Genomic DNA, 25,733 nt, shown 5'->3' on the forward strand with positions numbered 1-25,733 from the left:
GCGGTGCTCGACGAATCGGGCCGGCTGATGCGCGAGTTCCCCGACCTCGCGGCGTTCGAGTGGGTGATCCGGGCGGAGAACGCGGTCGGCGTCGACGCGACCGCGGCGGGCGACTTCCAGGCGTTCCGCGAGATCATCGACGGCATCGTCGAGGACGCGTTCCGCGAGGGCGAGCGCGCCGACCGGAGCGGCGTCGCCGAGGCGCTCTACGCGCTGATCTACGGCCTGACCGAGTTGGCGGCCACGCTGGCGCCCAAGGACTATCACGCGGCGCTCGCGTCGGCGAAGCAGTTGATCAGGGGCAGCCTGCTCGGCCCGGGTTCGGGGGCATAGTCGCCGGTTGCGGCCGATTACGCGGCCCGAGCCCTTGATATGATCAACTGATTGATTATATGGTCGTGGCCACGGAGAGGAACCCGAGGCCGTGACCGAGACCGTTGGCCAGGCGCTTGACGTCGACGCGCTGCGACGCAGGTACGCCGAGGAACGCGCGCGGCGCATCCGCGCGGACGGCATCGCCCAGTACGTCGAGATGACCGGGCCGTTCGCCCGGTTCGCCGATGACCCGTGGGCGAACGGCGACCACGCACGCGAGCCACTCACCGACGAGGTCGACGTGGCCATCGTGGGCGCCGGGTTCGGCGGGCTGTTGACCGGCGCGCGGCTACGTCAACACGGCGTTGAAAGCGTGCGGCTGATCGACCGGGCGGCCGACGTCGGCGGCACCTGGTATTGGAACCGCTATCCCGGAATCGCTTGCGACGTCGAGTCGTATGTGTACATGCCGTTGCTCGAGGAGCTCGGCTACACGCCCACCGAAAAGTATGCGAAGGGCCCGGAGATCTTCGCGCATTGCCGGCGGATCGCCGAGCACTACGACCTCTACCGCGACGCCTGCCTCCAGACCGACGTGCAAGAAATCCGTTGGGATTCGGCGGAATCGCGGTGGATCATCCGCACCGACCGGGGCGACCAGATGCGCGCCAAGTTCATCTCGATGGCCAACGGGTATCAGGCCAAACCGAAGCTGCCGGGCATCGACGGTCTGGGCACTTTCCGCGGGCATGCTTTCCACACCAGCCGGTGGGACTACGCCTACACGGGAGAGCAGCTGCAGCATCTGGCCGACCAGCGCGTCGGTATCATCGGCACCGGCGCCACGGCAATCCAGTGTGTACCGCACCTCGCCGTTGCCGCCCGGCGGCTCTACGTCTTTCAGCGCACCCCGTCCTCGGTGGACGTGCGGGCCAACCGCGCCACTGATCCGAAGTGGGCCAATGCTTTACAGCCCGGCTGGCAGCGCGAGCGGATACAGAACTTCCAGATCCTCACCGCCGGAGGCCACGCCGACCAGGACCTGGTCGCCGACGCCTGGACGAGCATCACCCGCAAGCTGCCGGTCATGCGCCACGACGGAGACGGCCTCGCCGATCCCGAACAGCGCGGCCGCGACATCGAACTGGCGGACTTCGCCAAGATGGACGAGATCCGGGCACGCGTCGCCGCGATCGTCACTGACCCGGCCACGGCCGAGGCGCTCAAGCCGTGGTACGGATACTTCTGCAAACGTCCCTGCTTCCACGACGAGTATCTGCAGACGTTCAACCGGAACAACGTGACCCTGGTCGACACCCGGGGCCGCGGGGTGCAGCGGACCACCGAGACCGGCGTGGTGGTCGACGGCGTGACCTACGAGCTCGACTGCCTGATCTTCGCGACGGGTTTCGAGGTGGGCACCGATTACTGTCGCCGCACCGGATTCCAGTTGATCGGCCGCGACGGCGTGACGCTCACCGAACACTGGGCCGACGGTGTGCGCACCTTCCAGGGCCTGTGCACGACCAGATTCCCGAACTGCTTCATCGAAAGCATCGCCCAGGCCGGGCTGACGGTGAACTTCCCATACCTGCTCGACGTGCAGGCCGGCCACGTCGCGTGGATCATCGCGACGGCACTCGCCGACGGCATCACCGAAATCGAGGCCGCACCCGACGCCGAAGCGGGCTGGGTCCAGACGGTGGTGGCCCGTTCCGTCGCGAGCGCCGAGCGCGCCAAGACGTGTACGCCCGGCTATTACAACCGGGAAGGCAAGGCCGACGCCAAGACCCGACAGGGCAGCTTCTTCTTCGGCGCACCCACCGAGTACGCCGACATCCTGCAGCAGTGGCGGGCCGACGGCGACCTGGAGGGCATGCTGATCCGCCGCGCCGGGGGCGGGCCGTGACGACCCGAAAAGCTCGGGCACTCTACGCCATCGGGCGGATTCGGGCGGCGACCCGGCGCCGGCGTCCGCCGAAGGTGGCCATCATCGGCGCCGGATTCGGCGGACTGGGTGCGGCCGTCGCGCTACGCCGCGCGGGCATCGACGACCTGGTGATCATCGAGGGTGCCGACGGCGTCGGCGGCACCTGGCGGCGCAACACCTATCCCGGCGCCGCCTGCGATATCCAGAGCCACCTGTACTCTTTTTCCTTCGCCCCCAACACATCCTGGAGCCGCACCTACGCGCGGCAGCCCGAAATACTGGCCTACCTGGAATCGGTAGCCGACGATTTCGACCTGCGTCGCCATCTCCTGCTCGACACCATGGTGCGCGCCGCGCGCTGGGATCGGCATGCGGGCGTGTGGCATTGCGAGCTGGAGCGCGACGGTGAGCCGGCCACACTGACCGCCGACGTCGTCGTGTGTGCGGTCGGCCTGTTCGGTGCCGCCAAGCTGCCCGATATCGACGGTCTGCGCGACTTCGCCGGCCCGGTGCTGCACACCGCCGCATGGGATCACGACCTCGATCTGGCCGGCCGGTCGGTCGCGGTGATCGGCACCGGCGCCAGCGGGGTACAGCTGGTGCCCGAGCTGGCCAAGACCGCCGGTCATGTCTCGGTCTTCCAGCGCACCCCACCCTGGATGGTGCCGAAGGACGACCGCCCCTACAGCGCAACGGAATTGGCCCGGTTCAAACGCAGCCCCCTGGCGGTGCGGCGCACCCGCTGGAAGATCTGGAAGTTCCAGCACGTCAACACCGCGACCTTCGCCGACGACCCCGTGGTGACGGCGCGCACGCAGATCGCGGCGTCCTTCCTGGGCCGCACCGTGGGCGACGAGCCGCTGCGCCGGGCGCTGACGCCGGACTATCCGTTCCGCTGCAAGCGGGTGCTGCTGGGCGACGACTATTACCGGGCCCTGCAGCGCGACAACGTCGAGCTGGTCACCGACCCCATCGCGCACATCGGCCCCACATCGGTGATCACCGCGTCGGGCGCGCACGTCGGTGTCGACGCGATCGTGCTGGCCACCGGCTTCGAGACGTCTCGCTACCTGTCCGGCATCGACGTCGTCGGGGCCGGCGGGCGCAAGCTGCATGAGCACTGGGGCGACGACCCGTGCGCCTACCTGGGGGTGGCGGTCAGCGGATTCCCGAACTTCTTCATGCTCTACGGCCCCAACACCAATCAGGGCGGCAACTCCATCGTCTACATCCTCGAGGCGGGGGCGCGGCTGGTCGCCAGCGCGGTGAGCCGGCTGGCGCGCCGCGGCGGCTACCTCGACGTCCGCCCGGAGGCCGAAAAGCGGTACAACGACGCACTTTCCGCGGACCTGGAGCGCACCATCTGGACGCAGTGCGACAGCTACTTCCGGTCGCCGTCAGGCCGGATCGTCACCCAATGGCCCTACACCGAGCTGGAGTACGCGCGCCGAACCTGGCGGCTGCGGGCACGGGAGTGGACCCACGGTGCGGTGCGTGACGACGCCCGCGCATCCACCGTCGTCGTCGGGGCCGAGGGCTAGCGGACTTGGGGTCGCCGCGCGTCCGCGCGGCCCAAACACGGTGGGCGTATTTATCTTCAGGCTGATTCTCATGGCTGTCGCCGGATGGCCCGATCGTTAACATTCTTAAAAATGTTCGGTGCCAAACGGTGCTGTTTGGCACATCATCATGAACGGTGATGGGAGGTGTGGCTGGCATGGTGAAACTGCTGCCACCCGATGCGGCCCGCCCGTCGCTGCGCCTGCCCTGGCTCAGCATCCTCGGCGTGCTCGCCATCGTCGTCGCCGCGACCGCGATCGTGCTGAAAAACCTCCCGACGGGTGCTTCCAACGAAATCCTCAACGTCTCCTACGACCCCACGCGTGAGTTGTATGCGGCGCTGGACCGCGAATTCGTCGCGGATTACCGCGCGCACAACGGAACGACGCTGAGCATCAAGGAATCTCACGGCGGTTCGGGACGCCAACTGCGCAGCGTGCTGGACGGCAGCCAAAAGGCCAGCGTGGTGTCGCTGGCGCTGATCAGTGACATCGACACGCTCAGCAAGCGGGGCCTGATCGCCGGCGACTGGCAGCGGCGGTTGCCCAACGCCTCGGTGCCCTACACGTCCACCATCGTCTTCGTCGTCCGCAAGGGCAATCCCAAGGGAATTCACGACTGGCCCGACCTGACAAACCCCGACGTGGCCGTGGTGTCGCCGAACCCACGGACGTCCGGCAACGGTCAGCTGAGCGTGCTGGCGGCCTGGGGCTCGGTCACCACGCGCGGCGGCACCCCGGCGCAGGCGAGCGCCTACGTGAAGGCGCTGCTGCAGCACGTCGCGGTCTCCGACGCCGGGGCCCGCGGCGCCGGAGACAGTTTCGCCCTGGCCAAGATCGGCGATGTCCAGCTGACATGGGAGAACGAGGCGCTGCGTGAGGTCGCCGCCAACAAGGACGACCTGGAGCTGGTCTATCCGCCGGTCAGCATCCTCGCCCAGCCCGCGGTGGCGTGGGTCGACGCGAACCTGACCGATCCCCAAACGGCTGCCCACGCGAAGGCCTACCTCGATTACCTGTTCACCGACGCCGCCCAGGAACAGGTGGCGCGGTTCGGGTATCGCCCCTTCAAGCCGGCGATCCTGGCCAAGCACGCCGACCGGTTGCGCCCGCTGACGTTGTTCCCGATCAGCGCCATCGCCAAGGACTGGAGCGACGCCCGAGAACAGTTCTTCGGCACCAACGGAATCCTGGACACGATCTCGGCGCCCGGCGCGGCGTCGGGCGCTTAGCGGAAAGACATCGAAAACGTGGGTGTGCGTGTGAATTACGACCTGGCCAAGGGCCGGCACGACGTGATCGCCGGCCTGACCGTCGCCGCCATTTCGTTCCCCCAGGCGATGGCCTACGCCCTGATCGCCGGGGTGGACCCGCGATTCGGCGTCTACTCGGCGATCGTCGTGACCGTCGTCGCCTCGATCTTCGGGTCGTCCTCGCACCTGATCAACGGGCCGACCAGCGCCATCTCGCTGCTGGTGTTCACCGCGCTGGCCTTCATCGACTCGGAAAACTCCAAGGAACTCTTCGAGGCGCTCTTCCTGCTGGCCGTCCTGGTCGGCGCATTCCAGATCGTGATCAGCCTGTTCAAGCTCGGCAACCTCACCCGCTACATTTCCGAGTCGGTCATCATCGGGTTCATGGCGGCCGCGGCCTTCCTGCTCGCCATCGGGCAGCTGGGCAACGCGTTGGGTGTGCGCGACAAGGGCAACGGCCACATGCAGGTCCTGCGCCGCGTCTGGCTCACCCTGACCCACGGCGACCACATCAATTACCGCGCACTGACATTGAGCGCGGCGGCGGTGGCACTGGCCGTCGTGTTGCGCAAGCTGGTGCAGCGCTACGGATGGCCCCAGGTCGACATGCTCGCGGTGCTCATCATCACCGCGCTCATCGCCTACCTCGCCGGCTGGTCGACCCCGGGCCGGGGCGGGCACACCGCGGTGTCGGTGGCCGCCAAGATCCCGCGGAGCCTGCCCGGTCCGCATGTGCCCGAGGTGCACACGGAGTGGCTGCCGCATCTGTCGACGGGTGCACTCGCCATCGCCTTCGTCGGCATCATCGAGGCGCTGTCGATCGCCAAAGCCATTGCCTACCAAACACAACAGCAGATCGACTACAACCGCCAGATCATGGCCGAAGGCCTGGCCAACCTGACCGGCGGCTTCTTCCAGAGCCTGCCCGGCTCGGGCTCGCTGTCCCGGTCGGCGATCAACTTCCAGTCCGGCGCGGCCACACGGTTCTCCGGAATCGTCTCGGCCGCAACGGTTGCCGCGGCCCTGCTGCTGTTCGCCCCGCTGCTGCGCTACGTCCCGCAGCCCGCCTTGGCCGGACTGCTGCTCGTTACGGCCGCGCGCCTGGTCGACTTCAAGCGCCTGGTCTACACCCTCAAAGCGTCCCGCTACGACGCCGGGCTGGTGATCGTCACCGCCTTCACCGGCATCGCCGTCGACCTCGACAAGTCCGTCCTGCTCGGGGTGGTCCTGTCCATCCTGCTGTTCGTGCCGCGGGCGGCCAAACTGAAGTCCAAGGAGCTCGTCGTCACACCCGAACGCGTGGTCCGCGAACGCATTCCGGGCGATGAGGCGGATCCCTCGATCGTCATCTACGACCTCGAAGGCGAGTTGTTCTTCGGCGCCGCACCGGAATTGGACCGATACCTGACCGGGATCAGCGGGCGCGTCGCCGACGGAGACATCGCGTTCGTGGTGTTGCGACTCAAGCGGGTGCGGCACCCGGATGTGGTCTGCATCGAGCGCATCGAGCATTTCCTGCGGGAGTTGACCGAGCGTGGCGTCACCGTCCTGCTTGCCGGTGTGCGCCCCGACACGCTCGGCGTTCTGAACAACGTGGGCTTCCGGAGTTGGTTCCCCGCCGAGCAGGTCTTCCCCGAAGAGGACGAGGAATTCTCGGCCACCCTCAAGGCGGTCCGCTACGCCCACAACCGGCTGGCCGACCTCAAAGTCAGGGAGCCCTTCACCAGCGCGCCCGAACTCGCCCCGCACTCGGAGCTGTACTACCTGGTCTAACCGGCGGCGGACGCCCTGGCGCGTTCGGTCATCGAGGCGATCACGCCGCCGTCGTTGAGAATGTCTGTGCCGGTGAGGTATCCCGCTTTATCGCTGGCGCAGAAGGCGAGCAGTTCGGCCATCTCTTCCGGCTTGCCCCACCGCGGGACGGCGGCGTTGGCAACCATCGCGCCCGCGCCGGCCTGCTCCTCGAGCCGGCCCATCTCGGTGTCGATGGATCCCGGTGACACCGAGACGATGCGCAATCCGCGGGCGTTGAATCGCTCGGCCTGCGACTGGCTGTACCACTTCACGAAGCTCTTGCTGATGGCGTACGCGAGGCCAGAGCGCGCCTCCTCGGGAGCGATGCCGCACGCCGCCAGCATGGCGTCCATGAAGGCGCCGGTATCGTTCAGCGCTTGCGGAAACTGTTCTGCCGGAATGACTTCGGCGGGCAGCATGTGCGCCGCCATCGATGCCACGTTGACGATCACCGCGCCCTCGCCGGCAACCGCAAAGAACTCCTCGTTGACGTTGACGGTGCCGACGGCGTTCGTCCGCATGACGTAGTCGGCGGCGCCCATGCTCGGGCTGACCCCGGCGGTGTGGATGATGGAGACCATCGTCCCGAGTTCCTTCGCGGTGCCGAGCAGGTCCTTGACGGCGCGCCGGTCGGTGACGTCGCAGTCGACGGCCGTCGCGGCGATCCCGAGGTCTTGCAGGGTCGTGGCCGCGGCCGCCAGCCGGTCCTGCCGGACGTCGCACAGCACCAGGGTGTGGTCGCGGCCGACGATTTTCGCCGTGGCCAGGCCCATGCCCCCCGCGCCGCCTGTGATCACCGACACTCGATTCATACCTGGACCGTATACGCAGGGTGCTGTCGAACCCGGGCGAGGGGGCGGTCATCGCACCATGGCGGCCTACCGCGGGTGGGCGGAACCTGGCGGTTCGTGGTGCGGGTGACCGCTGTGCCGGATGGCCGTGCCGAAGAACGGTGCCCTGACGGTGGCAACGATCTGGCGGCGGTTGATGATCAGCCCGACGACGGCCACCGCGATGTAGACGCCGCAGAGCAGCAGCCGCCCGTGGGTCGAGAAGATCGGGAACTGGACAACGAACAGCGCGAGCAGTGTGCATGCGGCGGCCCGGTGGAACCGCAGCGCCAGGATCAGCGCCACCCCCATCATGGTCTGGGTCGCGGTCAGCAGCACCTCCTCCACCTGTCGGGTGTCGAGGTGCAGTGCGAACCCGCCGCCGCCCAGCAGGTGGGCGATGGGCAACGACCCGATGAGCAGGGTCCACTGGTTGACCTTGGAGGAGATCAGCGTGGCGATGGCCGCGGTGCCCTTGCCGCGAGTGGCGAAGATGGTCGCGATGATGAATTCGGGCGCTTCGGAGGCCAGCGGGGCCAGCCATTGCACCAGCAGGAAGCGGTTGATGCCGAGTTCGGTGCCGGCGGCGACCAGGTTGTCGGCAAAAGGCTTGGCGCACAGCAGGATCACCCCACCCGACACCAGGAACATGCCGACCACGGCGACGCGCCGCCGGCGGTCGGGCAGGTCACCCAGGGCCGCCGCCGTGCCGATCAGGTCGGGCTCTTCGACGACGCCGTGGCTGATCTTGTACAGGTAGAACCCGAACCAGGCCAGCAACGCCAGCCCCAGCCCGAGGTGAATCTGGCCGCTCGCCGGGATCACGAACGCGACGACGCCGGCGATCAACAGGAATCCGAGTTCGACGCGGTTTGCTGGCTCCAGCGTCAGGCCGGCGGTCTTCTCCGAGCCGGACTTGCGCGCGACGAGGATGCTCACCAGTACCACGACGGGCCAGCCCAGACCCATCAGCAATCGGTTGGACCCGGTCATGTTGGCGGCGGCGTACTGCGTGTAATCCGCGTTGCGGCCGGACACGTAGGCGTAATAGAGGTCGACGGCGTATTCGGGCAGCACCGCGATCAGGGCGAGCAGCGCGGTGGCGAGCCCGCCGGAGACGTCGATCTGCGCGGCCTCGGCCGCCCACGCCAGCAGGAAGCTGGCCGCCACCACCGCGGCGCCGAAGATGAGCAGGGCGAGCACGGCGCCGGTGTGTAGGCCCGCGATGCGGACGACCACGGCCGGCACGATGAATGCGCCGGTGATCGAGCCGGAGCGGGTCAGGGTGCGGCGCCGCCAGAGCGCCGTCGTCGAGACGGTGGCTGCGGGCCTGTCGGTGGCGAGCATCGTCATCCTTTGCAGGGGGTGGCGATCGGGGGCTACGTCGGATCGGGTGGCCGTGGTGAACCGGTTACCCAACGTACCCGTGGTGGCCGCGGTCAGCAACGCAGTGGGATCGCGAAACGAGCAGCGCGCCCGACCCCATATTTGCTGTCCAGGGCCCTGCGCATGCAAAAGTTAGGCTGCCCTGATTTGGAACTTTGGCAAACCTCGCCGTCACCCGTAGGACGCGCAGCGAACGTTCGAAGTTCCCACCGGTTGATACCTAGGTGTCCGGGCCCATCGCCGCGGCGGCGGCCTGCGCGAAGAGCTCGACGGCCTGATTGCGGCTCAGCGATGCCAGCAACTGCGCCGCGGCACGCATGGTGTCGCCCACCATCAGGGTGGGGCCGTTGCCGAGGTTCTCGAACGCCTCGGCGACAACGTCGGACACGGCGGCCGCATCCGGGGGCACTTCGTCGGGGGAGCCGATCAGACCGCGGGCGTATTCGAGTGCACGCAATGCCGGCGTGTCGGTCTTGCCCAGGATGAGGCCCAAAACGTCGATGCCCTTGCCGTGCAGTTCGGCCCACAGCGCCTCGGCGAAGACCATGTCGAACGCCTTCGAGGCGCCGTAGGCGACCATGTTCGGTCCGCCGGCCAGCCCGGCCCCGGAACCGAAGATGACGATGCCGCCGCTGCCGCGCTCCACCATCGCGGGCGCGTAATGGTGACACAACTGCATGGGCATCATGCAGTTGCGCTGCACCATCGCCTCGGCCGCTTCGATCGGATTGGCGAGGAAGGGCACGAAATTGGGGTCGGCACCGGCGCAGTACACGAGCGTGCCGATCTCCAGGTCGCCGGTTGCCGCGGCCACCGCCCCGGCGGCGCCCTGCTGAGCGAGATCGATTGCGACGGTGCGGGTTTGCGCCGACGTCCGGGCTTCGATGTCGGCCGCGACGCGATCCAGCACGGCTTGCCGGCGGGCCAGCAGTACCACGTTGACGCCGCGCTCGGCGAGCCCCTCGGCGAACGCCGCACCCACACCGTCGGAGGCGCCGGCCACCACCGCCCAGGGCCCGTATTTCGTCGCGAATGTCATCTATCGCCTCCGACCGTCGTGATGCGAACCTGCGTGTAGCGGCGGCGGGCGATGCGCCACCCTGCCGGCGTGCGCACGATGTCGTCGTCGTAGAACCCGATCGCGTTGACACCAGAGTTGTTATCGCCGGCCATGATCAGGCCGTCGATGTAGGTGCGTGCGGTGGCTTTGTCACCGTCGAGGGTGATGGCCTGGTTGGTCAGGCGGTGCAGCGTGTGTCCCGCCAGGGCGTGCACCTGCTCCATGAAGTCGGCGACGGCATCGACGCCGTTCCAGGTGCCGATCTCGCCGTAGTCCAGGTGGCAGTCATCGGTGAAGACGGTGCGAAACAACGGCCAGTCGCGCCGGTCGATCCCCGTGGCGTAGCGCACCAGCAGTTCGGAGATGTCTTGGCGGTCATCGCGTTCGCTCACGTGAGGTCTCCGTTCGGGCGGACGACGATCCGGGGCGGGCCGTCGGACCTGCGGGCCTGATCGAGGGCGTCGGGTACCTCGTCGAGGCCGATGATTTTGCCGACGCTCGGCAGCGGGTCCAGCCGGCCCGCCGCGATGGCGTCGAGCGTTCCGTACCAGTCCTGCGGGTGCGGACCGCCGCCGAACTGGACCGCGGCCGGCCAGGGCCGCGACGGCCGAAAGCCCGATCGCTCCCGCGCCGATGACGATGGGAATCTCGCCCCGTTGCAGCCACGCCGAGCGCACGTAGAACTCGCCGACGGCGAACGCGTCGGTCAAAGCCACCGCGTCGCTGGACACCTCGCCGTTGACGGGTTTGGCAGCCACCTCCGAAACCACCAGCAGCTCAGCAAAACTGCCCTGTGCCTCGGGATGCTGACCGATGATGCGCATCCCGCCGGCACCGCCGTCAACCAGGCGCACCGGCATGGCAGTCACGCGCGTACCGACGGCGAACTGGTCGGTGCACCCCGGCCCGTGTCCGACGATCTCGCCCACGAATTCGTGGCCGAGCACGATGTCACGGTCGGTGTCGTACAGCGAACGGCCGGTCGGGTCGTCGACGGCGAGCTCGGGATGATCCATGAAATGCACGTCGGACGCGCAGATCGCGGTGCTCAACGTGCGCAGCAACAGTTCACCCGGCCCGGGCTCGGGGTCCGGCGTATCGCGGACCTGTAACCGACCGTCCCGTAACACCACAGCACGCAAAGGCGTTCACTTTCTCGAATTATCGATATAAGCTCTCGAATGTTCGTACAACTGTAAAAACGCCGTGGTAAAGGAGTCAAGCGATTCGCGGTTCAACGTCAGCGCCGACCGCCCGCGTGCTCGATGTCGTCGAGCTGCTGGCGCGGTCCGGACACGCCCGGTTGCGCTTCTCCGATGTGGTGCGCGAGCTGGATCTCACCCAGGCGACCGCGCACGCGATCCTGAAGACGCTGTGCGACCGTGGGTGGGCCAGTCGCGATCCGGTCGCGAAGACCTTCGCGCTCGGACCCGCCCTCGCCGTTGTGGCCGCCCGCACGGACACCGCCCGGCCGCTCGCCCATGCGGCGCGGACCGCTGCGCTGCGGCTGTCCCGGGAAGTGGGCTACGCGTGTTCGGTGGTCGAGAAGTTCGGTGATTCCTTGGTGGTCACCGCCTTTGAGGGCGAACCGGCCACGCAGCCGTCGGGCATACCGGGTGATCGCATCCCGTACGCGCCGCCGTTCGGCGTGGCGATGGCGGCCTGGGACACCGAGGAGGAACAACGCGGGTGGATCCGGCGGGGCGCCGGTGACAATGCCGACCGCGCCCAGCGCCTGCAACAAGTGTTGGCACACACGCGCGAACGGGGATTCGACGTGGACTGGACAACCCCGGCGCTCGCGCAGGCGGTGCAGGTGGTCGGCACGTTGGACAGCAGCGAGATGCCGACTCCGGTGCGCCACATCCTGGACCAGCTGCTGGTCGAGTTCACCACCATCGGGTTTCTCTCCGATGACAACCCGGGCCGGCGCAAGCAACCCGTGGTGACCATCGCCGCCCCGGTTTTCGACGAGCTGGGACGCGTGGCGATGATGCTGGCCGTGCACCCGCTGTGCGCGCTGAGCGCGCGACAGATCCGCGACATCGGTAAACATTTGACCGACGAAACGGCCGCACTCACCGGAACGCGATCGCGGCCGGCCGCGATCGACACCGCCATGTAGCGCATCGCACACACGATTGGGTCTCCGCGACGGTCGTTTGCGGGTGCGTCGGGGTAGCCTCGCCTGGGAGGCGAAAAGTGGTGGCACATAACTACGTTGTGGACGAGCTGGCCGAATTCGTCATCGGCGCGCGGCAGGCCGACCTGACCGGGCGGCCCCGCGCACTGTTGAAACGCAACGTGCTCGACAGCCTCGCGTGCGCCGTCGGTTCGCTGGACGGGGAGCTCATCCCGACGATTCGTGACCACACCGCCCAGTTCGGTGGCGCTGCCACGGCCACCCTGGTAGGCGGTGGGCGGGCGTCGGTGGACCAGGCCGCGTTCTTCAACGCGGTGCTGGTGCGCTATCCCGATCTGCTTGACACGTATCTGACCGTGGGCGGCCTCTGTCATCCCGCCGACAACGTCGGCGCGGTGCTCGCCGTGGCCGAGCACACGGGCGCCAGCGGGGCCGACTTCCTGCTGGCGCTGGCGGTCGCCTACGAGATCCAATGCCGTTTCAGCGCACAGGTTCCCGTGATGGCGCGCGGGCTCAACCATGCGCTGCAGCTGGCGATGTCGGTTGCGGCGGGCAGCGCGAAGCTGTTGGGGCTGAGCGCCGAACAGACCGCCAACGCGATCGCCGCCGCGGCGGCCGACAACGTGTCGCTGGCGACGGTCCATGCCGAACCGGTGTCGAACTGGAAGGGGATCTCGCCGGCGATCACCGGCATGCGCGCCGTGTACACGACGATGCTGGCCGCGCGCGGCATCACCGGGCCGAGGTCGCTGTTCGAGGGCCCGCACGGGTTGGTGCAACTGTTCGATCAGCCCATCGATCTGCACACCGGCGACCGGAGCCTGCGCTGCGTCGAGCAGACCTACCTCAAGCAGTACTGCTCACTCATCCACGGCCAGGTCGTGATTGACGCGGTGCTGGCCGTTCGGACCGAGAACGGTTTGCGCGGTGCGGATGTCGCGAAGGTGGTCCTCGAGGTCTTCCAGGGGGCGTACGACTTCGCTGGTGGCGGCGCGTATGGCGACAAAGCACATCCGATCACCAAGGAGCAGGCCGACTACAACCTCAAGTACCTGACCGCCGTCGCACTGCTCGATGGCGGCGTGGGCCCCGAACAGCTTGAGAACCAACGTGTTCTGCGAACCGACGTCCAGGAGTTGTTGTCGCGCGTGGAGGTCAAGCCCGCCGACGACCTGACCGCCGACTACCCGCAACGGACGGCGGCGCGCGTGCGGGTGATTGCCAACGACGGGCGAGAGTTCGCCCGCGAGCAGTCCGATTACGAGGGATCGCCCACGCGTCCGATGTCCTGGGAACGCGTCGTGGACAAGTTCGCCTGGCTTGCCGAACCCTTCTGTGACGAGCCGCTGCGCGACGACATCGTCGCCGCGGTGGCCCGGCTCGACGACATCGGCGTCGCCGAGCTCACCGGACTCCTCGGGTCGGTGCGTCCCGCCGCGCGGTGCGCGCGCAGCAATCCGCGCTTCTGACGCACGTCGTGCGCGCCCCCTTGCGTGGCCGACCGCCCGCCATGAATGATCCGGCAATGGGGAAAGAACACCGCCACAACCGGTGGGAGCTGGTCACCTGCGCCGTTGCCGGGCACGTCACCTATGCGCCCGACGACAATTCGCTCGCCGAGCGGCTCAGCGGTAACACCGGGCTGGGCGAAGTGTGGCGCTGCTTGCGGTGCGGCGAATTCACCGTCGGCGAGCCGCATGGGCGCGGCCGCGCCGAGGACGCGCCGATGATCATGCGCGGCAAGGCGTTACGTCAGGCCATCATCATCCGCATCCTGGCGGTGGAGCGATTGTTCCGGGCGGTGGTGATCGCGCTTGCGGCCTACGCGGTGTGGAAGTTTCGCGGGGCGCGGGGCGCGATCCAGGCCACCCTCGATCGCGACCTGCCGATCTTCCGCACCGCCGGCTTCAAGGTCGACCAGATGACCATCGTGCACGAACTGGAGAAGGCGCTGGCCGCCAAGCCGTCCACCCTGGCCCTGCTGACCTTGGCACTGGCGGGTTATGCGCTGATCGAGGTCATCGAAGGGGTGGGCCTGTGGCTGCTGAAGCGCTGGGGTGAATACTTCGCGGTGATCGCCACTTCGGTGTTCCTGCCGCTGGAGATCCACGACCTGGCCAAGGGCATCACGATGACCCGGGTGGTGACCTTCACCATCAATGTCGCCGCGGTGATCTACCTGCTGGTCTCGAAACGACTGTTCGGGCTGCGCGGCGGACGCAAGGCTTACGACGAGGAACGGCGGGGCGAGCAGCTGCTCGACGTCGAGAAGGCGGCGGCGAGCTGACCCGCCCGCCGCGCGCCGACGGTCATGCCCGCGTGTCCCTGGGCTGGATGAAGACCCCCTCGGCCTCCACGGTGACGCCCTGCCCGTCGGCGAGGTGACCGACGGCGAAGATCTTGACCCCGTCGACGCGGTCGACGCGAGCCTCCGCCCGCAGTCGCCGGCCCAGCGCCGTGGGACGCCGGTACCGCAGGGTCAGGGTGCCGGTGTACGCGGGCTTGTCGGGCTGGTGGGCCGTCGCGCCGAGCACATGATCGAGCACCAGGGCACACACCCCGCCGTGCACGGTGCCCGGTGGGCCTTCGTAGGCGGCGCCGAGCTCGAACTCCGACCACACGAGGCCGTCGGGATCGTGATGGATGACCAGCGGCGGCGCCACCGGGTTCCGCAGGCCCACCACGGCGTTGCCCCACGCGATGGTCTGGCCGTCGGGGCCGCGGTGCACGCCGAACGGCCCGGGTAGCAGCTCATCGCTCAATTCGTCTGCAGCACTATCGATTCTGGCTATCGCCGCCGCCACGGCCGTCGGCCCGGCTTCGGTGCGGATGCTGATGTCGAGGAGCCGGCGGACCGACTCGGCCAGCGGTGCGTACACCGACTCGAGCTGGCTGAAATCGATGCAGGGCGTCTGGTCATGCATCCTGGCAACTTAACAGTGCGACCGCTGAGCGGGCCGCGCCCATCGGAGCGGTCCGTTGCCCGGGCATACTGCCCGGAGAACGGAGGAGTCAATGGGGACCTATGCCATTACCGGGTCGGCTTCCGGGATGGGCCGCGAGACCGCCCGGCGTCTGCAGGACGGCGGGCACACCATCATCGGCGTCGACATCAAGGACGCCGACGTGGTCGCAGACCTGTCGACGCCGGATGGACGCACCGCGGCGGCCGGCCGCGTCGTGGAGCTCTCGGGCAACAGACTCGACGGTGCCGTCCTGGCGGCCGGGCTGGGCCCCAGTCCAGGTCGCGACCGCGTCCGCCGGATCGCCGCGGTCAATTACTTCGGGGTGGTCGAACTCCTCGCGGCCTGGCGTGCCGCGCTGGCCGCCGCCGAACGCGCGAAAGTCGTTGTCGTCGGCAGCAATTCGACGACCACCATACCCGCGGTGCCGCGCCGTGCGGTCAAAGCGCTGCTTGCCCACGACGCCGACAAGGCGGTGCGAACGGTGCGGCTATTGGGTCCGGCCGCGCCGACGATGATGTACGGGGCGTCCAAGATCGCGGTCAGCCGTTGGGTGCGGCGACACGCCGTGCGTCCGGAGTGGGCCGGAGCCGGCGTGCGCCTGAACGCGCTGTCTCCCGGCGCGATCATGACGCCGCTGCTGCAAGAGCAGTTGTCGGACCCGAGGCAGGCCAAGGCCGTCCGGTCGTTTCCGGTACCCCTGGGCGGCTTCGGTGACGCAGGGCACATGGCCGACTGGATGTGCTTCATGCTGTCGGACGCCGCCGATTTCCTGTGCGGCAGTGTAGTATTCGTTGACGGCGGTACCGATGCGTATTTCCGCTCCGATGACTGGCCGAACGCATTACCGGCATTCCGATTGCCCGGTTATCTGCGCAGGTTCAAGGGTTTTCACTAGCCGCACCGTTGCGTGTCTTTCGTTGCGTCACGGATGTGCCGTACACCACAGTCGGCTTTTCGTGGCGTTTACCGCGGCGCGGCGCCCTCGTAAAACGGCTGCGGTGCAATTGAATGAGTCGGCGCACATGCCGAAAGAACAAAGGAACACATTGTGGCAACACTTCCGGCCTGGGTCAGCCAGGCTCCCGCCACTTTCGACGTGGTCGCGCCACTGAAGGCGCGGGCCTTCGATGTAGTGCACGCGGTCCTCAGAAGCGGGCGGCGACCGGTGGAACCGGGCCCGCGCCTGATGCCCAAGGGCGTCGAACGCTGCTGACGGCCCGGTCGGGCAGACTGGGTCGACGGTGGACGACTACGCGAAGCACGACGAGTACTGGAACCACAACACCGCCTATCACCCCTGGCTGATCGACATCGCCTCCCGGCACCGCGGCGACGTCCTGGACGTGGGCTGCGGGGAGGGGTTGCTGGCCGCGCGGCTCGCCGCGGTGTCACGCAGTGTGGTGGGGATCGATGCCGACCCGGCGTCGGTGCGGCGCGCCTCGCAACGCCTGCTGTCGCTCGGTAACGCCTCGGCGGAATTGCGGCGCTTCGAGGATCTCGAGCAGGCCGACCGTTCGTTCGACCTCATCACCTTCGTCGCGAGTCTGCATCACCTGCCGCTGCGCGACGCCCTGTGGAAGGCACGCCAAATGCTGCGCCCGGCAGGGGAATTGGCGGTGGTCGGCCTGTCCGCCAACAAGAGCCTCGCCGACTGGGTGTGGGCCGGCCTGTGTCTACCGGCGGTGCGCGTCGGATCGAGGCTGCACCGGGAAACCCGCAATATTGGCGTGGCCGTCGCCGATCCCCGCGAAAGCCTGGCCGAGATCCGGCAGGCAGCCGAAGACGTCCTACCGGGGGCCCGCGTCCGACGGGGGCTTTACTACCGGTACCGGCTGATCTGGCGGAACGCCTGACGCCGCCGCCCGATCGCGTTCCCGCCGCCGGGCCCGGGAGGCCCGCAGATTGACGGCGTTGCCACACGTTTTGACGTCGTGCCAGACCCCGCTGTTGTTTTTCGAGCGGTCGTAGAACGCCGATCCGCACCGGTGGTTGTGGCAGCGCTTGATCCGCCGCCAGGTGCCGGCGTGCTGGCTCAGCAGAATCTCGCCCCACAGCGCCGACGCCAGCCAGCGCCAGCCGCTGCCGGCGGGATTCAGCCGCACCGCACCGGACTCGGACAGCGCGAAGGAAGTCGCAACGCCCCCGGCGCCGCGCCCGCCGGGCGGTTCGCCGTCCACCAGTCGCTCGATGCCGGCACGCACGGCGCGAAGCCTGGCCAGGTCCGCGTCGCCCAGCGCCGGGGGCTGCAGGTCCGCACCACGCGCGGCCGACCATGCCCGCACCGCGGCCGCGGCCCAGTCGGCGGCGAGCTTGGGGTCGGCCAACAGGTCCGGTCCGTACCCGTCGATGGCCCTCGTGTTGAGGAAGTCCTGGACCAGGCCCAGGCCGCCGGGTGCCGCGGCGCACCCGTATCGCTGTGACGCAACCCACGGCAATGACATAAGCAAATATTAGTTGACTATGTCGTCAACGTCAATTAGCGTGACATAACCAAGCACAGTTTGCCTACGTCAAGGGAGTGAGATTATGGTCAACGTCAAGGGGTCGACGGTGGTAGTCACCGGTGGCCAGCGCGGGCTCGGCAAGGCCATCGTGTCGGAGTTGCTGGAACGCGGGGCGGCCAAGGTCTACGCCACCGCCCGGGCGCCGAAGCCCAGCCAGGACCCGCGCGTGGTCAGCGTCGAACTGGAGGTCACCGACGCGGACTCGGTCGCCGCGCTGGCGGCCACGGCATCGGACGCCGACATCGTCATCAACAACGCCGGTGTGCTCGGCGCCCGGAGCCTGCTCGCCAGCGACATCGACGAGATCCGGGCGGTCTTCGAGACGAACTACTTCGGCGCGCTGCGGGTGGCCAAGGCGTTCGCTCCGATCCTGGCCGACAACGGCGGTGGGGCACTGGTCGACATCGCCTCGATCCTGTCCTGGATGCCGGGCGCCGGCGGGTACGGCGACTCCAAGGCCGCGCTGTGGTCGACGACGAACTCGCTGCGGATCGAGCTGGAGAAGCAGGGCACCCTGGTGGTCGCCGCGCACCTCAGCTTCACCGACACCGAGATGACCACCGGCTTCGACGCACCGAAGAACGACCCGCGCCAGGTGGCCCGCGCGATCGTCGACGGCATCGAGGCGGACGACACCGAGGTGCTGGCCGACGACGACACCCGCTACGTCAAGGCGGCGCTGTCCGGACCAATCGAGGCGCTGCCCAGGATGGGGTGAACGGCTTCTAAGGTCCTCGACGGGCCGGCCCAATGTCACCGGCGCGTCGACCGGCCCGGCGTGTTTGGATAGCACCATGTCCGATACGGAACTTGATCGCGTCGTGACCGCCACCCGCGTGATGTCGGCCAACGCCGCCCGGATTTTCGAGCTGATCGCCGACCCCTCCCGCCAGCCGAGCTGGGATGGCAACAACAACCTGGCGTCGGCCGCCCCCGGCCAGCGCGTCCAGCGGGTGGGCGACGTCTTCAAGACCACGCTGACCAACGGTGCGGTACGGGAGAACCACGTCACCGAGTTCGTCGAGGGCAGCAAGATCGCTTGGCGCCCAGCCGAACCCGGCAAGCAGCCGCCGGGCCACCTGTGGCGCTGGGAGCTCAGCCCGGTCAACGCCGAGCTGACCACGGTGACCCACACCTACGACTGGACGGAGCTGGCCGACGCCACCCGCCTCGAGCGGGCCCGTGCGACGACGGCCGACATGCTGCGTGAGTCGATGGACCGGCTCGCCCTGCTCGCGCAGTCGCCGGACTGAGGTCCGGGGTCCGGCCGACGGTCAGCCCTTCTTGGCGCGCACCCACTGGAATGTGCCGAGGTTCTTCACGCGCACGCTGGCAAAACCGTTGTCCTCCAAGGCATCGCCGATTTCGTCGTCGCCGAACGCATGTGCCCCGACGTTCGGCAGCAGCCGCCAATACCGGGCCAGCCGCCCGGCGGTCGGGACCATGACGGCCAGCCTGCCGCCGGGTCGTAGCACGCGGGCGATCTCGGCGAGGGCGGCCGCCGGATCCGGAACCAATTGCAGCACCGCGGTCGACACCGCGACATCAATGGTGCTGTCGCGCAGCGGAAGTCGTTGGGCGTCGGCCTTGATGAAGCCGACCTGCGGCCCGGCCTCATTGCGCACGGCGCGGGCGAGCATCGGCTCGGAGATGTCGACGCCGAGCCCCAGCCCCTCCGGGCCGGCGGCGCGCGCCAGCGACGCGGTGACGTTGCCCGGACCCGAGCCGACGTCCAGCGCGATGCCGCCCTGTGGAACGTCCAACCACTCCAGCGGCAATTGCCACGCACTGATCCAGCGCCGGGAAAGCGCTTGGGCGTTGTCGTAGAGCATCGATCCGATCGGTGACGCCCACGCCGCCTGGATCGGGCCGGTGTTCTTCTCGACGGCGCCGTCCTGGGCGGCGCCGGTGCCGAGCAGGTCGAGATAACCCCGGCTCACGTCGGGATCGGCCGGTGGGTCGATGAGCAGGTCGAGCGCTCGCCGGAGCGCGGGAGGCAGCGAGACGTGCACGTCGGTCATGCGTACTCCTTCGATCAAATGCCAAGCCAGACGCTAGAAATCGAATGGAAAGCCGCGAAGCCGCGGCTCCGGTGAGTCCCCGTCCGAAGCCTACGCCGAGGCCCGCGACGCTTCGACCGCTGCGAATTGTCGACCGGGTTACCGGCGGACGACGGCGTGCTCGCGGACCAGGGCGTACAGCCGCCAGTAACCGGGCACGCCCTTGAGCGCGGTCTCGCCGCGGTCGCCGAACCTGTGCCGCGAGCCGGTGACGATGTCGCGCAGCGTGGACGACACCAGTACTTCGCTGGGCCCGGCGAGTGCTGCCACCCGCGCTGCGATGTGCACGGCCATGCCCGCCACGTCTGTGCCGCGCACCTCGACCTCGCCGGCGTGAATGCCGACCCGCACCTCGATGCCCAGCACGTGAACGTCGTCCACGATGGCGTCGGCGCAGGCGATCGCCGCGCTCGGGCTGCTGAACGTTGCGACGAATCCGTCTCCGGCCGTGTTGACTTCGCGGCCGCCGAAGCGCTGCAGTTCGTGGCGCACGATCCTGTCGTGGTTGTCCAGCAGGTCGAGCCAGCGGTGGTCACCCAGGGCCGCGGCCCGCTCGGTGGAGCCGACGATGTCGGTGAACATGATCGTGGTGAGCAGCCGCTCGGTGTCGGAGCCGCCACGCACCCCGGTGATGAACTCTTCGATCTCGTCGAGCATGGGCGCGGTGTCGCCGACCCAGTACAGGGCGTCCTCGCCCGGCAGTTCGACCAGGTGAGATCCGGCGATGTGCTCGGCGAGGTAGTGCGCGTGCTCGACGGGGCTGAAGCCGGGGTTGTCGCGATGCAGGATCAGCGTCGGCACGGCGATGCGAGGCAGGCGGTCGCGGACATCGCCCTCCCTGACCTTGTTGATGAACGCACGGGCCATGCTGGGTGACGCGGCCCGGTTGCCGGCCATGTCCCACCACGAGCGGAACGCGGCGTTGTTCGCCACGGACGGGGCGATGATGCCGAGCATGTCGAACCCCTGCTCGACGGCGTCCGGCTCCATGCCGACCGACGTGAATCGCTCGGCGGCGTCGAGCTCGGCGCCGATCGGGTAATCGGGGCCCCGCAGCGTGCGCGCCGCGCCGTTGGCGATGACCAGGCTGTTCACCCGATCGGAGTGGTCGGCGGCGAGAACCACACCGGCCAGCGTGGTGAAGCCCGGGGCGAAGACAGTGGCTCGCTCGCAACCGACCGCGTTCATGACCGCGATCGCGTCCTGCGCCCACGATTCCGGGCCGAGCATGTCCAGCGAGGGAACCCGGGACGACAGGCCGATCCCGCGCTGATCGAACCGGATCACCCGGCAGAACGATGCGAGCCGGCGATGGAAGCGGTACATCGAGGGCTCGAGGTCGACGCAGTCGATCGGGATCAGCGGGCCCGGCAGCATGAGCAGGTCAACCGGCCCATCGCCGACGATCTGATAGGCGATGTCGATCTCGCCGCAACTGGCATACCGGGTCCGCGGAGCCGCAGAACTCCCAGCCACGGCTCAAGGCTAGTGCAGGGTGCCGACAATTCCAGGCCCGTCAACGGGCCTGCTGATGATCGGAACCAGATAGCGCGCGGCGTACTCGCGCACGGCGGCCGGGTCGGAGGTGTCGAGCCGGTCGGTGGGAAAGACGATGATGCCGAGGGCGACGCGCAGCAGGATGTCGGCGATGTTGTCCAGGTCGGACTCGGCCAGGTCGGCGCCGCACCGCCGCAGGGTATGGGCGATGCCGTCGGCGAACTGACGAATCGGAAAGGCCTGCGATCGGGAGAACAGGCCGAACAGCTCGGGTTCGCTCTCGGCGATCCGCGAATACAGCGGCGAGTCCTGCACCAGGCGCACCCCGAGCGCGAACGCCTCGATCACCGCCTGCCGGGGGTCGCAGCCCGTCGTCGCCCGGTCCAGGGTGCTGAAGAAGAGCCCGGCCTCGCGCCGCACCACGTGGGCGAACAGGTTCTCCTTGGTTGGGAACCGACGGTAGATGGTGCTGCGGCTGACCCCGGCCCGGGCGGCGACGTCGTCGATGTTGGCGCGGCGCACGCCGTAGGTCTCGAACACGGCGCGCGCGGTGTCCAAGATCCTGCGATCGACGTCGGTGAGCGCATCGGCACTGGCAGAGGCCGGTTCGGACTGCATGATTGGCGGCATCGTATCAACTCCTCGGTGGGGTCACCGCCGACTTTTTCGGGAGCGGGGACCCGCCCCGCGATGTGCATCCGCAGCGAGCGATTGCTAGGCTCTGAAACAAAGATACGGCATTGTGTCATTGGTTCATAACGCTGGCGGGACGCAGGCTCCGCCGGGCGCAACGAGGAGGTGGGCATGACCGCCCAGAACGACGAGTTGACCGCCCCGAGCGCGGGGTCGCGGTTCGACATGGGCGTTCGCGAAGCGACGCCCAGGCCCGTCGACGACGCGGTCGCCGACGCCGCGCCGCGGCTGGGCCCGGATTCGTTGATCTGGAAGTTCTACGGGGACAACAGGACTCAGCTCTTCGGATTCCAGCGCACCGCCGGGGTGGAGAACTGCATCGAACAACTCGCCCAGGGCGTGCTGGACCACTCCGTCATCTTCAGCGACACGCTGGGCCGCGCCAAGCGGACCGCGCCGCCCTTGATGAACACCGTCTACTCCGACGAGCCCCACGAGTGGGGCCGCAAGGTGCGCGACTTCCACAAGACGATCAAGGGCACCATCAGCGACGGGTCGAGGTATCACGCGCTGAATCCGGAGCTGTTCTACTGGGCCCACGCCAGCTTCGTCGACCAGGTCATCTACAACACCGATACGTTCATCCGCAGGCTGTCGCGCGCGGAGAAGGAACAGATCTTCAACGAGGGCAAGCTCTGGTACAGCCTGTACGGCGTCAGCGACCGCGGACAACCGCAGACCTACGACGACTTCCTGGCCTACTGGGACCAGATGCTCGACCGGTTCGTCCCGCACAAGACCGTGCTCTACGGCACCGGCTACCTCCGCAAGGGCATCCCCGGGCCGCGCCGGGTCCCCAAGGGGGTGTGGAAGATGTTGTCCGCCCCGCTGAACGCCTACACCCGGCTGGTCGTGGTCGGCACGCTGCCACCCCAGATGCGCGAGGTCTGCCAGCTGCAGTGGGACGCCAAGAAGGAGAAGCGCTTTCAGCGCATCGCCGCGGCCATCCGGGCGCTCAACCCGCTGCTCAACCGGCTGCCCGTCCGCGTGCTCTACACGAGCTGGGCGGCCGCGGGGTGGCAGCGCACGGGCATCGACCCGCGCCCGCTGCACAACCGCCCCGCCGCGTAACGGACTACTCGTCGCCCGCGTTTGTCGTGACACCGCGCGGGCCCATAGGGCATCGTGGTTAGCCGGCTCCGCATTGGGGCATTCCGCTACGTCGGCCGAATGCGCCGGTCGAGCGAGCCGATGGCAGGGCGACCGAAGGAGAACCGCGATGCAGATGACCGGCAATACCGTTCTGGTCACCGGCGGCGGCAGCGGCATCGGCCGCGGCCTGGCCGAGTCTTTCCACCGCTTGGGCAACCAGGTGATCATCGCGTCCCGGCGCGCCGACCATCTGCGGGCCGTGGCCGAGGCCAACCCGGGCATGCAGACCCTGCCGTTCGATCAGGGCGACCCCGCCGACATCCGGCGATTCGCCACCGAGCTGACCGACCACTACCCGGACCTCAACGTGGTGGTCAACAACGCCGGAATTCAGCGGGTCGAGGACCTGACCGGCAGCAACGTCGGCCTGGCCGAACAGAGCATCGCCGTCAATCTGCTGGGCCCCATCCGGGTGACCTCCGCCGTGCTGCCGGCGCTGCTGCGCAAGCCGCACGCCACGATCCTCAACGTCACGTCCGGTCTGGCCTTCATGCCCAGCGCGCTGACCCCGACCTACTGCGCCGCCAAGGCGGCGCTGCACTCCTACACCGAATCGCTGCGGTTCCAGCTGCGCGACAGCTCGGTGCAGGTGATCGAAATCATCCCGCCGCACGTGCAGACCGCGCTGCAGGGCGAGCGGGGATTCGACCCCCGGGCGATGCCGCTGGAGGACTACATCACCGAGACGATGACGCTGCTGCAGACGCAGCCGGACGCCAAGGAGATCGTGGTGGAGCGCGTCAAGATGTTCCGGTACGCCGAGCGCGACGGCACCTATGACGACATCTATCCGCGGTTCAACGAGGCGATCACCGCCCTGCTCGGCAGTTAGGCCACCGGCGGTTCGCTGAACACCGCGTGCACGCCGATGAAACTCCCTGTGAAATAAGGCGATAAAGCGATACGGCGACGCGAGCGGAGGCCCGCCGTCCTTGGCGTCGCGGTCCACGATGGGACAGGATCGAGGACATGGCCGAAGTCGACTTCTCGCTGTTGGACGTCCCGCGCGCGGCGCCGGTCGAGGATGCCGAAGCCTACCTGCGCGCGGCGATCGCCTGGCACTTCGGCGACGACACCGGGTCACCGTTTTGGCTACGGACCGCCCGTGCGCTGGACTTCAACCCGCTGACCGACGTCAACACCTATGCCGATCTGCGGTTGTTTCCCAACCTGGTCAACGAATTACGCAGCGTCCCAGTGGAGGATCTCATTCCGCGCGGCTACCTCGCGCAGGGAGCCGCGCCGCCGGTGCCCCAGGTCTTCGAATCCGGCGGCACCACCGGCGCCCCGAAACGCACTGCGCAGCTGCCGGATTGGGTCGCGCAGGTCATCGAATGGCAGACCGAGGACTTCGCCACGGGTGGCTTCCGGCGGGGCCAGGGCTTTCTGTGCCTGATGCCGAGCGGGCCGCACGGCGTCGGCTACTTCTCCCGGCTGGTGTCGCAGCGCCTCGGTGCGGCCTGCCACACGATCGACATCGATCCGCGCTGGGTCAAAAGGCTCGCCGCCCGCGGCGCGGCCGCCGACGTGGCGGCCTACGTCGACCATGTCGTCGAGCAGGCCGTCTTCGTGTTGCAGACACAGAACATCGCCAACCTGCACACCACCCCGCCGCTGCTGGAGGCCATGGCCCGCGACGACCGGGTGGTCGAGCTGATCAACGACAAGATCCGCTACCTGCTGCTCAGCGGCGCGCATGTGGATGCCGACACTCTCGACCTGCTGCGCGGCATCTTCCCCGCGACGACGATCACCATGGCGTTCGGCAGCACCATGGTGCTGTCGCAGGCGGTCACCCGAACCATCGACGGCGACACCTTCGTCTTCGACCCGCGCACCCCGTACGTGGTGTTCTGGGTGGTGGATCCCGACACCGGGGAACGGGTGCCGTACGGGAAGCAGGGCCAGGTGGTGATGAACCACGTCAGCAAGGGCATGTTCATACCGAACAACCTGGAGCGTGACCTGGCGCTCAGGATGCCCGGACCGGCGGGTGAACTCAGCGACTCGGTCAGCGAGGTCCGGCCGGTGCCCACCTTCGAGGGTGAATCCGTGATCGAAGGCGTGTACTGAGCGTGACGGGTGAAAACACCGGCGCCGCAACCGATTTGGTAGCGCTGGACGCGCTCGGTGCCGACGGCGAATACCGGACCCGCAACCGCGAGGTGATCGCCACGACCGCGGGCGTCGCCGTCGCGGAGCTGAGCCTCGTTCCGCCGCTCTACGTTTCGCGCACGCTAAGCGCGCAGCGCAAGGCCGCACCGTTGCCGCTGACGCAGCGCGCGGACACGCTGTCCCGGGCCGCCGACATCTTCGCCAGCGGCGTGATCGGCGGACTGGATTTCGAGGCCTATGTCGGGCTGGCCGGGCGGATCTCGGGCATGCCGATCGCGATCACCCGCGCCGGCGCGCGCGGTGTGGCCGAAGCGGTCGCCGGCGCGTTCGATGCCGTGCGGCCGGCTCAGCCGGTGGGGGCGGCGCTGGACTGGCGCGAGGGGCGCACCCGTGCGGGCGGGGCGGGGGGGGGGGGGCGGGGGGGGGGGGTTGGAGCGCGCCCCGCGCCCCCCCGCCCCCGGGGTGGAGGGGGGGGG

The 25,733-nt window shown here is 68.4% G+C and carries 24 protein-coding genes and 3 pseudogenes; 17 read left to right on the forward strand and 10 right to left on the reverse strand.

Annotated elements, in window-relative coordinates; all coding sequences use genetic code 11:
* The 5 genes and pseudogenes from ACYQ8K_RS20665 to ACYQ8K_RS20685 all read left to right on the forward strand — a co-directional run.
* Positions 1 to 333: pseudogene (locus tag ACYQ8K_RS20665) on the forward strand (TetR/AcrR family transcriptional regulator); the annotation flags it as partial.
* Positions 334 to 424: 91 nt separating this feature from the next.
* Complete coding sequence (locus tag ACYQ8K_RS20670; RefSeq protein ID WP_459971916.1) at positions 425 to 2,224, forward strand: flavin-containing monooxygenase; 1,800 nt, start codon at positions 425 to 427, stop codon at positions 2,222 to 2,224.
* Entirely contained in the window at positions 2,221 to 3,786 is a 1,566-nt protein-coding gene (locus ACYQ8K_RS20675; protein ID WP_459971918.1) for a flavin-containing monooxygenase, read from the forward strand. The genes ACYQ8K_RS20670 and ACYQ8K_RS20675 overlap by 4 nt, the downstream gene beginning before the upstream one ends.
* Before the next feature lie 176 nt (positions 3,787 to 3,962).
* A complete protein-coding gene (locus ACYQ8K_RS20680; RefSeq protein ID WP_459971920.1) occupies positions 3,963 to 5,036 on the forward strand; it encodes a sulfate ABC transporter substrate-binding protein in 1,074 nt (357 codons plus the stop codon).
* A gap of 24 nt (positions 5,037 to 5,060) precedes the next feature.
* A complete protein-coding gene (locus ACYQ8K_RS20685; protein WP_459971990.1) occupies positions 5,061 to 6,830 on the forward strand; it encodes a SulP family inorganic anion transporter in 1,770 nt (589 codons plus the stop codon).
* On the opposite strand, the gene ACYQ8K_RS20690 is transcribed toward ACYQ8K_RS20685, so the two are convergent.
* The 5 genes and pseudogenes from ACYQ8K_RS20690 to ACYQ8K_RS20710 form a co-directional block, all read right to left on the reverse strand.
* Positions 6,827 to 7,663: an SDR family oxidoreductase gene (locus tag ACYQ8K_RS20690; RefSeq protein ID WP_459971922.1), complete on the reverse strand. Its 837-nt coding sequence runs from the start codon at positions 7,661 to 7,663 to the stop codon at positions 6,827 to 6,829. The two genes, ACYQ8K_RS20685 and ACYQ8K_RS20690, sit on opposite strands and share 4 nt — an antisense overlap.
* 66 nt (positions 7,664 to 7,729) lie before the next feature.
* Positions 7,730 to 9,034, reverse strand: coding sequence for a sodium/calcium exchanger protein (locus tag ACYQ8K_RS20695; RefSeq protein WP_459971923.1), 1,305 nt, complete (start codon positions 9,032 to 9,034; stop codon positions 7,730 to 7,732).
* A 253-nt stretch (positions 9,035 to 9,287) separates the two neighbouring features.
* Positions 9,288 to 10,106 (reverse strand): SDR family NAD(P)-dependent oxidoreductase, encoded by an 819-nt coding sequence (locus tag ACYQ8K_RS20700; protein ID WP_459971925.1) that lies wholly within the window; start codon positions 10,104 to 10,106, stop codon positions 9,288 to 9,290.
* Positions 10,103 to 10,519, reverse strand: a complete 417-nt coding sequence (locus ACYQ8K_RS20705) for a nuclear transport factor 2 family protein (RefSeq protein ID WP_459971926.1) — start codon at positions 10,517 to 10,519, stop codon at positions 10,103 to 10,105. Before ACYQ8K_RS20705 ends, ACYQ8K_RS20700 begins: the two co-directional genes overlap by 4 nt.
* Positions 10,516 to 11,260 (reverse strand): annotated as a pseudogene (locus tag ACYQ8K_RS20710) (alcohol dehydrogenase catalytic domain-containing protein). Before ACYQ8K_RS20710 ends, ACYQ8K_RS20705 begins: the two are co-directional and overlap by 4 nt.
* A 125-nt stretch (positions 11,261 to 11,385) precedes the next feature.
* Between ACYQ8K_RS20710 and ACYQ8K_RS20715 the strand changes: the two are divergent.
* The 3 genes from ACYQ8K_RS20715 (at position 11,386) to ACYQ8K_RS20725 (ending at position 14,557) form a co-directional block, all read left to right on the forward strand.
* Positions 11,386 to 12,252 carry a helix-turn-helix domain-containing protein gene (locus tag ACYQ8K_RS20715; RefSeq protein ID WP_459971928.1) on the forward strand — a complete coding sequence of 289 codons (867 nt, stop codon included), beginning with the start codon at positions 11,386 to 11,388 and terminating at the stop codon, positions 12,250 to 12,252.
* A 98-nt stretch (positions 12,253 to 12,350) separates the two neighbouring features.
* Positions 12,351 to 13,739 carry an MmgE/PrpD family protein gene (locus tag ACYQ8K_RS20720; protein ID WP_459971992.1) on the forward strand — a complete coding sequence of 463 codons (1,389 nt, stop codon included), beginning with the start codon at positions 12,351 to 12,353 and terminating at the stop codon, positions 13,737 to 13,739.
* Positions 13,740 to 13,795: 56 nt separating this feature from the next.
* Entirely contained in the window at positions 13,796 to 14,557 is a 762-nt protein-coding gene (locus ACYQ8K_RS20725; protein ID WP_459971930.1) for a DUF2127 domain-containing protein, read from the forward strand.
* A 22-nt stretch (positions 14,558 to 14,579) separates the two neighbouring features.
* On the opposite strand, the gene ACYQ8K_RS20730 is transcribed toward ACYQ8K_RS20725, so the two are convergent.
* Positions 14,580 to 15,194 (reverse strand): PaaI family thioesterase, encoded by a 615-nt coding sequence (locus tag ACYQ8K_RS20730; protein WP_459971932.1) that lies wholly within the window; start codon positions 15,192 to 15,194, stop codon positions 14,580 to 14,582.
* A gap of 91 nt (positions 15,195 to 15,285) precedes the next feature.
* Between ACYQ8K_RS20730 and ACYQ8K_RS20735 the strand changes: the two genes are divergently transcribed.
* The 3 genes from ACYQ8K_RS20735 to ACYQ8K_RS20745 all read left to right on the forward strand — a co-directional run bounded on the left by ACYQ8K_RS20735 (position 15,286) and on the right by ACYQ8K_RS20745 (position 17,089).
* Positions 15,286 to 16,131: an SDR family oxidoreductase gene (locus ACYQ8K_RS20735; protein ID WP_459971934.1), complete on the forward strand. Its 846-nt coding sequence runs from the start codon at positions 15,286 to 15,288 to the stop codon at positions 16,129 to 16,131.
* A gap of 153 nt (positions 16,132 to 16,284) precedes the next feature.
* Entirely contained in the window at positions 16,285 to 16,449 is a 165-nt protein-coding gene (locus ACYQ8K_RS20740) for a hypothetical protein (protein WP_459971935.1), read from the forward strand.
* Between the two features lie 28 nt (positions 16,450 to 16,477).
* A complete protein-coding gene (locus ACYQ8K_RS20745) occupies positions 16,478 to 17,089 on the forward strand; it encodes a class I SAM-dependent methyltransferase (RefSeq protein WP_459971936.1) in 612 nt (203 codons plus the stop codon).
* On the opposite strand, the gene ACYQ8K_RS20750 is transcribed toward ACYQ8K_RS20745, so the two are convergent.
* Positions 17,024 to 17,614, reverse strand: a complete 591-nt coding sequence (locus ACYQ8K_RS20750) for a CGNR zinc finger domain-containing protein (RefSeq protein WP_459971994.1) — start codon at positions 17,612 to 17,614, stop codon at positions 17,024 to 17,026. The genes ACYQ8K_RS20745 and ACYQ8K_RS20750 overlap by 66 nt on opposite strands.
* 148 nt (positions 17,615 to 17,762) lie before the next feature.
* Here ACYQ8K_RS20750 and ACYQ8K_RS20755 point away from each other — a divergent pair, with 148 nt between their 5' ends.
* Complete coding sequence (locus ACYQ8K_RS20755; protein ID WP_459971938.1) at positions 17,763 to 18,458, forward strand: SDR family oxidoreductase; 696 nt, start codon at positions 17,763 to 17,765, stop codon at positions 18,456 to 18,458.
* A gap of 76 nt (positions 18,459 to 18,534) precedes the next feature.
* Positions 18,535 to 18,993 carry an SRPBCC family protein gene (locus tag ACYQ8K_RS20760; protein ID WP_459971940.1) on the forward strand — a complete coding sequence of 153 codons (459 nt, stop codon included), beginning with the start codon at positions 18,535 to 18,537 and terminating at the stop codon, positions 18,991 to 18,993.
* 21 nt (positions 18,994 to 19,014) lie between these two features.
* Here the strand turns inward: ACYQ8K_RS20760 and ACYQ8K_RS20765 are convergent, their stop codons facing one another.
* The 3 genes from ACYQ8K_RS20765 to ACYQ8K_RS20775 form a co-directional block, all read right to left on the reverse strand.
* Positions 19,015 to 19,761 (reverse strand): methyltransferase domain-containing protein, encoded by a 747-nt coding sequence (locus ACYQ8K_RS20765; protein ID WP_459971942.1) that lies wholly within the window; start codon positions 19,759 to 19,761, stop codon positions 19,015 to 19,017.
* A gap of 138 nt (positions 19,762 to 19,899) precedes the next feature.
* The gene (locus ACYQ8K_RS20770; RefSeq protein WP_459971944.1) at positions 19,900 to 21,276 is read right to left on the reverse strand and encodes an adenylate/guanylate cyclase domain-containing protein; all 1,377 of its coding nucleotides are present in this window, start codon (positions 21,274 to 21,276) and stop codon (positions 19,900 to 19,902) included.
* A 9-nt stretch (positions 21,277 to 21,285) separates the two neighbouring features.
* Positions 21,286 to 21,915: a TetR/AcrR family transcriptional regulator gene (locus tag ACYQ8K_RS20775; RefSeq protein WP_459971946.1), complete on the reverse strand. Its 630-nt coding sequence runs from the start codon at positions 21,913 to 21,915 to the stop codon at positions 21,286 to 21,288.
* Between the two features lie 186 nt (positions 21,916 to 22,101).
* Between ACYQ8K_RS20775 and ACYQ8K_RS20780 the strand changes: the two genes are divergently transcribed.
* From ACYQ8K_RS20780 to ACYQ8K_RS20795, 4 genes and pseudogenes are all read left to right on the forward strand, one after another.
* Positions 22,102 to 23,061: an oxygenase MpaB family protein gene (locus ACYQ8K_RS20780; protein WP_459971948.1), complete on the forward strand. Its 960-nt coding sequence runs from the start codon at positions 22,102 to 22,104 to the stop codon at positions 23,059 to 23,061.
* Between the two features lie 148 nt (positions 23,062 to 23,209).
* Complete coding sequence (locus ACYQ8K_RS20785; RefSeq protein WP_459971950.1) at positions 23,210 to 23,974, forward strand: SDR family oxidoreductase; 765 nt, start codon at positions 23,210 to 23,212, stop codon at positions 23,972 to 23,974.
* Positions 23,975 to 24,111: 137 nt separating this feature from the next.
* Positions 24,112 to 25,215, forward strand: coding sequence for a phenazine antibiotic biosynthesis protein (locus ACYQ8K_RS20790; protein WP_459971951.1), 1,104 nt, complete (start codon positions 24,112 to 24,114; stop codon positions 25,213 to 25,215).
* A 2-nt stretch (positions 25,216 to 25,217) separates the two neighbouring features.
* A pseudogene (locus ACYQ8K_RS20795) lies at positions 25,218 to 25,733 on the forward strand (aldehyde dehydrogenase); the annotation flags it as partial.

It is taken from the genome of Mycobacterium sp. MUNTM1 (assembly GCF_054660795.1).

Coding starts and splice junctions, on each gene's coding strand:
- ACYQ8K_RS20680 (WP_459971920.1), top strand. CDS start 3,963: ATGGTGAAACTGCTGCCACCCGATGCGGCCCGCCCGTCGCTGCGCCTG.
- ACYQ8K_RS20690 (WP_459971922.1), bottom strand. CDS start 7,663: ATGAATCGAGTGTCGGTGATCACAGGCGGCGCGGGGGGCATGGGCCTG.
- ACYQ8K_RS20695 (WP_459971923.1), bottom strand. CDS start 9,034: ATGACGATGCTCGCCACCGACAGGCCCGCAGCCACCGTCTCGACGACG.
- ACYQ8K_RS20700 (WP_459971925.1), bottom strand. CDS start 10,106: ATGACATTCGCGACGAAATACGGGCCCTGGGCGGTGGTGGCCGGCGCC.
- ACYQ8K_RS20725 (WP_459971930.1), top strand. CDS start 13,796: ATGGGGAAAGAACACCGCCACAACCGGTGGGAGCTGGTCACCTGCGCC.
- ACYQ8K_RS20730 (WP_459971932.1), bottom strand. CDS start 15,194: ATGCATGACCAGACGCCCTGCATCGATTTCAGCCAGCTCGAGTCGGTG.
- ACYQ8K_RS20735 (WP_459971934.1), top strand. CDS start 15,286: ATGGGGACCTATGCCATTACCGGGTCGGCTTCCGGGATGGGCCGCGAG.
- ACYQ8K_RS20755 (WP_459971938.1), top strand. CDS start 17,763: ATGGTCAACGTCAAGGGGTCGACGGTGGTAGTCACCGGTGGCCAGCGC.
- ACYQ8K_RS20760 (WP_459971940.1), top strand. CDS start 18,535: ATGTCCGATACGGAACTTGATCGCGTCGTGACCGCCACCCGCGTGATG.
- ACYQ8K_RS20765 (WP_459971942.1), bottom strand. CDS start 19,761: ATGACCGACGTGCACGTCTCGCTGCCTCCCGCGCTCCGGCGAGCGCTC.
- ACYQ8K_RS20775 (WP_459971946.1), bottom strand. CDS start 21,915: ATGCAGTCCGAACCGGCCTCTGCCAGTGCCGATGCGCTCACCGACGTC.
- ACYQ8K_RS20780 (WP_459971948.1), top strand. CDS start 22,102: ATGACCGCCCAGAACGACGAGTTGACCGCCCCGAGCGCGGGGTCGCGG.
- ACYQ8K_RS20785 (WP_459971950.1), top strand. CDS start 23,210: ATGCAGATGACCGGCAATACCGTTCTGGTCACCGGCGGCGGCAGCGGC.
- ACYQ8K_RS20790 (WP_459971951.1), top strand. CDS start 24,112: ATGGCCGAAGTCGACTTCTCGCTGTTGGACGTCCCGCGCGCGGCGCCG.